This window comes from Elizabethkingia bruuniana (assembly GCF_002024805.1).
GTDB classification, from domain to species: Bacteria; Bacteroidota; Bacteroidia; order Flavobacteriales; family Weeksellaceae; genus Elizabethkingia; species Elizabethkingia bruuniana.
Window position 1 is genome coordinate 1,204,674 of record NZ_CP014337.1, and the last position, 11,689, is coordinate 1,216,362.

An 11,689-nucleotide genomic window follows, 5' to 3' on the forward strand; every position below is an offset into this window, starting at 1 on the left:
AATATTATTTATGATATTTGTTGTTCTTTAAAAACAATAACCTCAAAATGAAAACAAATAAAGTTCTGATATCTTTATTAATATATGCTGTACCATTTTTAGTGTCAGCGCAAAATAATTTCGATATCATTCCCAAACCTTCTTCCGTATCTTTAAAGAATGGAGAATATATTTTTCCTCAAACCATTAAAATCAGAATTTCCCCAGAGTTTGCTGATGTTAAGCCCCTTTTATCTGAGTATTCTGCTTTGACGGGTGGAAAGAATATAGTCAGTACTAAAAATATAAACTCCGGTGATATCCGTATTGTAAAAGATCAACAAAATAAATTTGCCCCCGGAGCTTATAGATTATCTGTAAATAATAAAGGTATACAAATTGAATCGTCAGATATTACTGGTGCTATTAATGGTGTTCATACTTTTGTACAGTTAGGTTTGCTTCAGAAAGATCCGTCAAGGTTAAGTTATGCTTCTATTGAAGATCAGCCACGCTTTTCATACAGAGGATTGCATTTAGATGTATCCAGACATTTTTATCCTTTTTCTTTCCTGAAAAAATACATAGACCTTATGGCTCTGTATAAATTCAATAATTTTCACTGGCATTTGACTGACGGAGCAGGATGGAGATTGGAAATAAAGAAATACCCGGAATTAACAGATAAGGCTGCCTGGCGTACTCATGCGAACTGGAAGGACTGGTGGCAAAACGGGCGACAGTATACAGAACAAGGGAATCCTAATGCAAGTGGAGGCTTTTATACACAGAAAGAAGCAAAAGAGTTGGTAGAATATGCTGCTGAGCGAGGTATAAATATAATACCAGAAATAGAAATGCCGGGACATAGTGAAGAAGTGTTGGCTGTTTATCCGGAATTATCATGCTCCGGAAAACCATATACTCAAAGCGAATTTTGTATAGGAAATCCTAAGACATTTGAGTTTCTTCAGAATGTAATAGATGAAGTGCTGGAAATTTTCCCTTCCAAATATATACATATAGGCGGAGATGAAGCCGATAAAAAACACTGGGCATCCTGTCCGAAAGATCAAGCTTTAATGAAAAAGGAAGGATTGAAGTCGGTTGATGAGCTTCAAAGCTATGCTATTCGTAAAATGGATCAATATTTACAGTCAAGAGGGCGAAAGCTTATTGGTTGGGATGAAATTCTAGATGGAGGATTAACGCCAGGAGCAACTGTGATGAGCTGGAGAGGAGAGTCGGGAGGTATAGCTGCTGCCGATGCCGGACATGATGTAATTATGACTCCCGGAGAGTTTTTGTATTTTGATAGTTACCAGACTGATCCCAGAACTCAACCCGAGGCAATAGGAGGATATTTACCTTTGGACAAAGTATATTCGTATAATCCGATCCCTGCAGTACTGAAAAAAGAAAAAGCAAAACATGTATTAGGCGCTCAGGCAAATCTTTGGGCTGAATATGTTCCGACAACAGAACATGTAGAATATATGGTTTTTCCCAGAGCTCTTGCATTAGCAGAAGTAAACTGGACAGCTTTAGAGAATAAAAACATTCAGGATTTTACCAAAAGGCTACAATCACACTATAGAATTTTGCAAAAGCTTCAGGTCAATTATTACAGACCTTCCTATAATATATATAGTATAGTGAAATTTGATTCCTCATCCGGAACTAATACGGTGAGTTTGGTTACAGAGCAAATGAACTCTGAGAATATAAGGTATACATTAGATGGTAAAGAACCAACAAATGAGTCCTTAATATATAAGGAACCTTTTATTATAAATAAGCCTGCAAAAGTTAAAGCTGCATATTTTATGAATGCTATAAAAACAGGTCCGGTTTTAGATCTGGATATAGATATTCATAAAGCAATTGGTAAAAAAGTAATTTATAATAATAAATGGGATGGTTATGAAGCCCAGAAGGAACAAACATTAACGAATGGAGTTTTCGGAGGATTGACTTATCATGATAAGCAATGGCAGGGTTTTACTAAAGATGTAGATGTTGTTGTTGATTTTGAAAAAAAGGAAACGCTTAATACGATTGCTATGCGCTTTATGCAAATTATTGGTCCGGGAGTTTATATGCCCGGAGAAATGAAAGTCTTGGTTTCAGATGATGGAGTAGCATATAAAGAAATTGGAATTGTAAAAAATGATATCCCGGAGACAGAGTCGAAATTAACTTTTAAACGATTTGAACTAAAGTTAAAAACTCCGGTACAGACAAGGTATCTGAAAATTATTGCTCCTAATATAAAGAAAGGGTATTTGTTTACAGATGAAATTATTGTTTATTAGTACATATATATATAGTATATAAAATCCGGCATGAAGCCGGATTTTTGTTTTTCTTATATATATATAAAGGAGGTGCTAAAGCTAAAAAAATGGCTTCTGAGCTATTAGAAAGAGCTTATTCCAGTAAATGCTGACAACAAGAATCTGGTTTTTAAAGCGTGTGCAGCGATATATGGAGTATATATAAAGAAGGGAAGTCTTTTCAATATGAACATAATATTAAATTTTTCTCACCCGTAGTCAGATAGTTACGAATATTATGTTAAAAAATGAGTAATAAAGTTTGGTGTGTAGTAGAAGTTTTTCTACTTTTGCAGTCCTAAACAATGAGAGTTGTGAGGGGAGCAGGAGATAATTGAGACTATAAAATCGGTTAAAATTTTTTAGAAAAAAAGATTTGGTCATGTTAATAAAATTTATTAGTTTTGCCCACGCAAAAATGGTTAATAAAAGGACTGTTAGAGCAGAGTAGAGTTAATAAAGATGACTGAAAAAAAAACTTCAAAAAAAGTTTTGTAAATCGGGAAAAAGTTTTTATCTTTGCACTCGCAAATCTGAAACAACTGACAGAAGAGATTTCGGAGAAAGCGAAAAGAATAAAAGATCATTGAAAATAAAATAACAACCAAGTAAGAAAAACCAAAGCGTCAATTTTAAATTGAGTTGAGTTTAAGGAACACAAACATACAATGGAGAGTTTGATCCTGGCTCAGGATGAACGCTAGCGGGAGGCCTAACACATGCAAGCCGAGCGGTAGAGATTCTTCGGAATCTTGAGAGCGGCGTACGGGTGCGGAACACGTGTGCAACCTGCCTTTATCAAGGGGATAGCCTTTCGAAAGGAAGATTAATACCCTATAATATATGATTCGGCATCGGATTATATTGAAAACTACGGTGGATAAAGATGGGCACGCGCAAGATTAGCTAGTTGGTGAGGTAACGGCTCACCAAGGCGACGATCTTTAGGGGGCCTGAGAGGGTGATCCCCCACACTGGTACTGAGACACGGACCAGACTCCTACGGGAGGCAGCAGTGAGGAATATTGGACAATGGGTGCAAGCCTGATCCAGCCATCCCGCGTGTAGGAAGACGGCCCTATGGGTTGTAAACTACTTTTATCTGGGGATAAACCTACTTACGTGTAAGTAGCTGAAGGTACCAGATGAATAAGCACCGGCTAACTCCGTGCCAGCAGCCGCGGTAATACGGAGGGTGCAAGCGTTATCCGGATTTATTGGGTTTAAAGGGTCCGTAGGCGGACTGATAAGTCAGTGGTGAAATCCGACAGCTTAACTGTCGAACTGCCATTGATACTGTTAGTCTTGAGTAAGGTTGAAGTGGCTGGAATAAGTAGTGTAGCGGTGAAATGCATAGATATTACTTAGAACACCAATTGCGAAGGCAGGTCACTAAGTCTTAACTGACGCTGATGGACGAAAGCGTGGGGAGCGAACAGGATTAGATACCCTGGTAGTCCACGCCGTAAACGATGATTACTCGTTTTTGGATTTTAGGATTCAGAGACTAAGCGAAAGTGATAAGTAATCCACCTGGGGAGTACGTTCGCAAGAATGAAACTCAAAGGAATTGACGGGGGCCCGCACAAGCGGTGGAGCATGTGGTTTAATTCGATGATACGCGAGGAACCTTACCAAGACTTAAATGGGAAATGACAGATTTAGAAATAGATCCTTCTTCGGACATTTTTCAAGGTGCTGCATGGTTGTCGTCAGCTCGTGCCGTGAGGTGTTAGGTTAAGTCCTGCAACGAGCGCAACCCCTGTCACTAGTTGCTAACATTAAGTTGAGGACTCTAGTGAGACTGCCTACGCAAGTAGAGAGGAAGGTGGGGATGACGTCAAATCATCACGGCCCTTACGTCTTGGGCCACACACGTGCTACAATGGCCGGTACAGAGGGCAGCTACCTAGTGATAGGATGCAAATCTCGAAAGCCGGTCTCAGTTCGGATTGGAGTCTGCAACTCGACTCTATGAAGCTGGAATCGCTAGTAATCGCGCATCAGCCATGGCGCGGTGAATACGTTCCCGGGCCTTGTACACACCGCCCGTCAAGCCATGGAAGCTGGGGGTACCTGAAGTCGGTGACCGTAAAAGGAGCTGCCTAGGGTAAAACTAGTAACTAGGGCTAAGTCGTAACAAGGTAGCCGTACCGGAAGGTGCGGCTGGAACATCTCATTTTAGAGCGTCCAAAGGACGATAAACAAAATTAAGGTACTTAAATGTACTGCTTACTTAAACAAAGCACAGCTTTGGTTTTACTTTGGTTGCTATAAAAAAGATAACCCCTTAGATTAGTAACAGGGATAGAGAGATTTTAGATTATAAATAATAGGTTTTAGATTGAATTTAAAATTAAGGATTTAAAATTTAAAATTAAAATTGAAGTCTCGTAGCTCAGCTGGTTAGAGCGCTACACTGATAATGTAGAGGTCGGCAGTTCGAGCCTGCCCGAGACTACTAATTAAATTAGAGGTTAGAAATAAGAAATTAGAATTTAGTTTAATACTAGAATCTAAGGACTAAAGACTAACATCTTAACTAAGAGGGGGAATTAGCTCAGCTGGCTAGAGCGCCTGCCTTGCACGCAGGAGGTCAAGGGTTCGACTCCCTTATTCTCCACAGTTTTGTTGGACTGATACAAGTATACGAATAGAGCCAAAACAAATATTCGTTTATCAGGAAGACAGAAAGAATTAAAGATCATTGACATTAACGGTAAAATTGACATCACAAAGAGATAACCGAGCACTCCTTGAGTGCAGAGTAAAATAAAATTAGGAAAGAAATCGTTAAGGGCGTATGGCGGATGCCTAGGCTTTCAGAGGCGAAGAAGGACGTGGTAAGCTGCGAAAAGCTGCGGGGATTGGCACACACGAGTTGATCCGCAGATGTCCGAATGGGGCAACCCGGCATATTGAAGATATGTCATCTCGTCTTCGGACGAGAAGCAAACCCGGAGAACTGAAACATCTAAGTACCCGGAGGAAAAGAAATCGAAGAGATTCCGTAAGTAGTGGCGAGCGAAAGCGGATTAGCCCAAAAGTCTTTATATGTTTAATAGAACACACTGGAAAGTGTGGCCATAGAGGGTGATAGCCCCGTATATGAAAGGCATACATAGATGATAAATGAGTAGGGCGGGACACGTGAAATCCTGTCTGAATATGGGGGGACCATCCTCCAAGGCTAAATACTCCTGAAAGACCGATAGTGAACAAGTACTGTGAAGGAAAGGTGAAAAGCACTTCGAATAGAAGGGTGAAATAGAACCTGAAACCGTACGCCTACAAGCGGTCGGAGCAGCTATATGCTGTGACGGCGTGCCTTTTGCATAATGAGCCTACGAGTTAATCTTACTAGCGAGGTTAAGGACTTAAGGTCCGGAGCCGTAGCGAAAGCGAGTCTGAATAGGGCGCTTAGTTAGTGGGATTAGACGCGAAACCTTGTGATCTACCCATGGGCAGGTTGAAGCTTTGGTAACACAAAGTGGAGGACCGAACCGGTTGACGTTGAAAAGTCTTCGGATGACCTGTGGGTAGGGGTGAAAGGCCAATCAAACTGGGAGATAGCTCGTACTCCCCGAAATGCATTTAGGTGCAGCGTCGATATAGTTTATTAGAGGTAGAGCTACTGATTGGATGCGGGGGTTTCATCGCCTACCAATTCCTGACAAACTCCGAATGCTAATAAATGATTGTCGGCAGTGAGGGCATGGGTGCTAAGGTCCATGTCCGAGAGGGAAAGAACCCAGACCAACAGCTAAGGTCCCTAAATATATGCTAAGTTGAAAGAACGCGGTTGGACTGCATTGACAGCTAGGATGTTGGCTTGGAAGCAGCCATTCATTTAAAGAGTGCGTAACAGCTCACTAGTCGAGCGGTCCGGCATGGATAATAATCGGGCATAAGCATATTACCGAAGCTATGGCAGTATTTAATACTGGGTAGGGGAGCATTCTATTTGCGCCGAAGCAGTACTGTGAGGTATTGTGGAGCGGATAGAAAAGAAAATGTAGGCATAAGTAACGATAAAGGGGGCGAGAAACCCCCTCACCGAAAGACTAAGGTTTCCTCAGCCATGCTAATCAGCTGAGGGTTAGTCGGGGCCTAACGCGAAGCCGACAGGCGTAGTGGATGGACAACGGGTTAATATTCCCGTACCAGTATATTAATAAAAGTGACGGAGTTGGAAACTAGGTGCGTACTGACGGAATAGTACGTTGAAGTAACTGCGAGGTTACGATAGTACAGCAAATCTTCGGATGCGCTGATAATCCTGGGGACCCGCTTCCAAGAAAAGCGAAATATACTGCCCGTACCAAAACCGACACAGGTAGTCGAGGAGAGAATCCTAAGGTGCTCGAGTGAGTCGTGGCTAAGGAACTAGGCAAAATAGTCTCGTAACTTCGGAAGAAGAGACGCCTCCCTCCGGGGAGGCCGCAGTGAAGAGGCCCAGGCGACTGTTTATCAAAAACACAGGACTCTGCTAAATCGAAAGATGCTGTATAGGGTCTGACACCTGCCCGGTGCTGGAAGGTTAAGGAAGGTGCTTAGAGGTAACTCGAAGGCATTGACTGAAGCCCCAGTAAACGGCGGCCGTAACTATAACGGTCCTAAGGTAGCGAAATTCCTTGTCGGGTAAGTTCCGACCTGCACGAATGGTGTAACGATCTGGGCACTGTCTCAGCCACGAGCTCGGTGAAATTGTAGTATCGGTGAAGATGCCGATTACCCGCAATGGGACGAAAAGACCCTGTGAACCTTTACTATAACTTCGTATTGACTTCGAGTAAACAATGTGTAGGATAGGTGGGAGGCTGTGAAGCAGGCACGCTAGTGTTTGTGGAGCCAACGTTGAAATACCACCCTTTGTTTACTTGGAGCCTAACTTCTACGGAAGGACATTGCGTGGTGGGTAGTTTGACTGGGGTGGTCGCCTCCAAAAGAGTAACGGAGGCTTTCAAAGGTACCCTCAGCACGCTTGGTAACCGTGCGTAGAGTGTAATGGCATAAGGGTGCTTGACTGTGAGACCTACAAGTCGATCAGGTGCGAAAGCAGGACATAGTGATCCGGTGGTTCCGTATGGAAGGGCCATCGCTCATAGGATAAAAGGTACTCCGGGGATAACAGGCTAGTCTCCCCCAAGAGCTCACATCGACGGGGAGGTTCGGCACCTCGATGTCGGCTCGTCACATCCTGGGGCTGGAGAAGGTCCCAAGGGTTGGGCTGTTCGCCCATTAAAGTGGCACGCGAGCTGGGTTCAGAACGTCGTGAGACAGTTCGGTCTCTATCTATTGCGGGCGTTAGATGTTTGAGAGGGCTTGATTCTAGTACGAGAGGACCGAATTGAACAAACCTCTGGTGTATCAGTTGTACCGCCAGGTGCACCGCTGAGTAGCTATGTTTGGAAGAGATAAGCACTGAAAGCATATAAGTGCGAAACTCGCCTCAAGATGAGACATCTTTTAAGGGTCGTTGTAGATGACGACGTTGATAGGCTATAGGTGTAAAGGCAGTAATGTCATAGCCGAGTAGTACTAATTACCCGTAGATTTATAGCCTAATAAGGCTTAAAGCTAAAAGCAATAAGTAAGCTTTGCAAAAATACTTAAGGAGTGCGCTAAAGGTTATGCCTTTGTGATGTTGAAACTACCGAAAATGGTTTGTAGTTATTGGATAAGAGTTGTAGGTGTAAGACCGATAACCAGAAACCGATAACGAACAGCCAAAAATATATAACAAACTTTAGGGTGGTTATAGCGGTGGGGCTCACCTGTTCCCATTCCGAACACAGAAGTTAAGCCCACCAGCGCCGATGGTACTGCTAACGCGGGAGAGTAGGTCGCCGCCAGTTTTTATTTTTGAAAAGCCTTTGCATATTCATGCAGAGGCTTTTTCGTTTTTAGGATATTCCTAAAACATTCTATCAAACCAATCCTATCCAAAATAACACAACTCAATATACCTAACCACTAACTAACCAGAAAGGTTATACTGGTTATGTAAGTTATACAGGTTATAATAGTTAAGGATGTGATAGAGTTATAATGGCTACAGAGGTTATAAGGATTATACTGGTTATAAGAGCTATGAATGTTATAGAGGTAATAAAGGATAAGGAGAAATTTATTTTCCTAATTGAGATAACGTTCCTCCGGAACGCTCTGAATTTTCTATCATTATGATCTATAGAGATAAAGCTCCTGACGGAGCTCCTTATTCATTATGATGAACTATATTTTCTGTATAAGATTTGATAGAAATCGGAAGGAATTGGAATGAAGCTCCGGAGGAGCTTGATCTGCGTAAAGAATATATGTCAGAAAGTAAGTATTCTGGAGGAATACTATTTCACAACAGAAATATTTCTCTTTTATACCCGGTCTGTTATAATTCATCAATAATCAGCTACCATCTTTTACTAATACTAACTATCTGATTTTTAACTATATATTATTTAATAAGGTTCTGATAGCTCTAATTCGTGAGATTTGGGTATACTGATTATGATAAAGAAGCATAGTTTTTATTGGATTCTCAGCGCTTTTATTATTTTAAGCTTATAATTCTGCATAAAATATTAAATTGATAAACTCAGATTAAAATAGAACCCCCGGATAATATGACGTAGAAGAAAACTGAAAAGATTGCGGACATAAAAATTGATCATCCGAGTTTAGAATAACATAAACATAAAAAATCCCCGATAATCTTATCGGGGATTTTTTATAATGTATTGTGTTGATTTTAAACTTCTGTATTCAGATCCCAATTTTGAAGATAGTCATGAACATGCTTTAGGAACATTCCTCCTAAAGAACCATCTACTACACGGTGATCGTAAGAGTGACTCATGAACATAAGGTTTCTGATTGCAATAACATCTCCATCCGGAGTTTCTAATACTGCAGGTTTTTTAACGATAGCACCTACAGCTAAAATTGCAACCTGTGGCTGAGGAATAATAGGAGTACCCATTAAGTTTCCAAAGCTTCCTACATTAGAGATAGTATAAGTTGCGCCTTGTGTATCTTCAGGTCTTAATTTTTTATTTCTTGCTCTGTAAGCCAGGTCATTAATAGCTTTTGCTAAACCTGAAAGAGAAAGCTGATCTGCATTTTTGATTACCGGAACAATAAGATTACCATCCGGAAGGGCAGTAGCCATACCAATATTGATGTTTTTCTTTTTAATGATTTTGTCACCATCAACAGAAACGTTGATTAATGGGAAATCCTGAATAGCTTTAACAACTGCTTTTATGAAAATCGGCATGAAAGTTAGTTTTTCACCTTCACGTTTTTCGAAAGCAGATTTGTGTTTGTTTCTCCATTTTACAACATTGGTAACGTCAGTTTCGATAAACGAAGTTACGTGTGGAGCGATCTGCTTAGCTTTCACCATGTTTTCAGCGATAATTTTTCGCATTCTGTCCATTGGAACAATCTCATCACCTGCAGCAACAGGGATTGTAGATGTCGGAGCAGATGCTGGTGCACTTTTAGCAACTACTGGTGTAGTTGTTGGTGTTGCAGTGTTACCTCTGTTTGGAAGGTATGCTAAGATATCTTCTTTTGTAATTCTACCTTCAAGGCCAGATCCTTTAATAGATTTTAGCTCAGCTTCAGTAATATTCTCCTGTTGTGCGATAGACTTAACTAATGGAGAAAGATATAAATCTGTACCTGATAAGGAATCCGTTGCTACAGTCTGTGCAGCAATAGGCTGCATTAATTCTTTTTCTACTTCAGGTTCAATAGAAGTTGTTTGTGCAGCTGCGGGAGCTTCTGTAGTAATATCAGCATTTCCCTCACCGGCAACTTCTAAAATAGCAATAGCTTCACCAACTTTTGCTACTTCATCTTTTTGTTTTAAAATCTTTACAATTTTACCGGAAACAGGAGTCGGAACATCAGAATCAACTTTATCGGTTGCAATTTCTACAACGGAGTCGTCTTCACTTACAGTGTCGCCTTCGTTATACAACCATGTGATAATTGTCGCTTCCATCACGCCTTCTCCCATTGAAGGAAGTAATAATTTATATTCTGCCATAATTACTTTTTCTATATTTTACAAATATAATCAAAAAAACAGTTGTTGCAAATAATTTAATTTAGAGAGCTTTTTTTTGAAAAAAATATAATTAAAAATTCTAAATAAATAGTTCAAGTATTTGCAAAATAATTATTAATCGGGGGAGTATAAAACCATAATCTAAAAAGAATAAAAGGATTAGAAACAAAATAAATAATAGTATTTAGTATTATTATATCTTGATTAAATAGTAAATCTATAGCTTTCAGACTTACAATTTATAACATATATTCTTTTTTGTATTTACTGTATTATGGGGTTTAATCTCTTTATTGGTAATATGAAAGCATAAAGATAAATGTTATTTTCTGATGATTCTGGAAACTGAATATTTTTGGATCAATACATTCCCCAAAAATTACGCTTGCATTTACAATTAGTCCTAAAATTCCAAAAATCAGAATCTTCAGAGACAGAAATTCTTACATTTATATATAGAGATTATATCCATTCAGTTTGGAAGACTTCCTGAAAATGTTTTTTGATTTTTAATTTTACTTCTTCCATATCAACCTCCCTTTCCAGTTCTCTTTTAAGAGATGTTACCTGTTTGTCTTTTATACCGCAAGGAATAATATATTCGAAATAACGAAGATCTGTATTTACATTTAATGCAAAGCCATGGATCGTAACCCAGCGACTGGCTTTCACCCCCATTGCACAAATCTTTCGGGCATATGGTTTGCCAACATCCAGCCAAACACCTGTTTCCCCAGGAGAACGTTCCCCTTTTAATCCATATTCAGCAATAGTCCGGATAATGATTTCTTCCAGTTCCCTCATATAACGGTGGATATCTGTATAGAAATTTTCAAGATCCAGAACAGGGTAGCCTACAATTTGGCCATAACCATGGTAGGTGATGTCTCCGCCGCGATTTGTTTTTACATAAGTTGCATCAATTTCTTTCAGCATATCATTATTAGCAAGCATATTTTCTTCATGCCCGCTTTTCCCCAATGTATAAACGTGCGGATGTTCTACAAAAAGCAGATGATTTTCTGTTTCCGTAGTGTCTTCCGGTTGAAGCTGTCTGTTATTTATTTTTATATCTATATTACTTTTCAGAAGCTTTTCCTGGTAGTCCCATGCAGACTGATAATCCAATACACCAAGTTCCTGAAAAATAACATTATGATTAATTTTAGAATTCATTTTTCGTAAAAATTTCTATACAAATTTAAAGGTTTTGTAAAGGGAATGCAAGTATATTCATTCGGAAAAACTATCTCTGTATTTGATAGCTTATTTTGTATAATTTTACAAAATAGAA

3 protein-coding genes, 2 tRNA genes and 3 rRNA genes are annotated in these 11,689 nt (G+C 39.8%); 6 read left to right on the forward strand and 2 right to left on the reverse strand.

The annotated features are described in order from the left end of the window. Positions 1–47: 47 nt before the first annotated feature. From AYC65_RS05685 to rrf, 6 genes are all read left to right on the forward strand, one after another. Positions 48–2,294 (forward strand): glycoside hydrolase family 20 protein, encoded by a 2,247-nt coding sequence (locus AYC65_RS05685; RefSeq protein ID WP_034870381.1) that lies wholly within the window; start codon positions 48–50, stop codon positions 2,292–2,294. 686 nt (positions 2,295–2,980) lie between these two features. Continuing rightward, positions 2,981–4,497 (forward strand): 16S ribosomal RNA (locus AYC65_RS05690). A gap of 205 nt (positions 4,498–4,702) precedes the next feature. After that, positions 4,703–4,776, forward strand: a tRNA-Ile gene (locus AYC65_RS05695). A gap of 88 nt (positions 4,777–4,864) precedes the next feature. Continuing rightward, positions 4,865–4,938, forward strand: a tRNA-Ala gene (locus AYC65_RS05700). Between the two features lie 160 nt (positions 4,939–5,098). Continuing rightward, positions 5,099–7,880, forward strand: a 23S ribosomal RNA gene (locus tag AYC65_RS05705). Positions 7,881–8,065: 185 nt separating this feature from the next. Next, a 5S ribosomal RNA gene (gene rrf, locus AYC65_RS05710) occupies positions 8,066–8,173 on the forward strand. Together the 16S, 23S and 5S rRNA genes with 2 tRNA genes alongside form the textbook arrangement of a ribosomal RNA operon. Positions 8,174–9,066: 893 nt before the next feature. Here the strand turns inward: rrf and AYC65_RS05715 are convergent. Both AYC65_RS05715 and lipB read right to left on the reverse strand, forming a co-directional pair. Continuing rightward, positions 9,067–10,374, reverse strand: coding sequence for a dihydrolipoamide acetyltransferase family protein (locus tag AYC65_RS05715; RefSeq protein ID WP_034867598.1), 1,308 nt, complete (start codon positions 10,372–10,374; stop codon positions 9,067–9,069). Positions 10,375–10,857: 483 nt separating this feature from the next. Further along, positions 10,858–11,571: a lipoyl(octanoyl) transferase LipB gene (lipB, locus tag AYC65_RS05720; RefSeq protein WP_021347105.1), complete on the reverse strand. Its 714-nt coding sequence runs from the start codon at positions 11,569–11,571 to the stop codon at positions 10,858–10,860. Positions 11,572–11,689 lie beyond the last annotated feature (118 nt).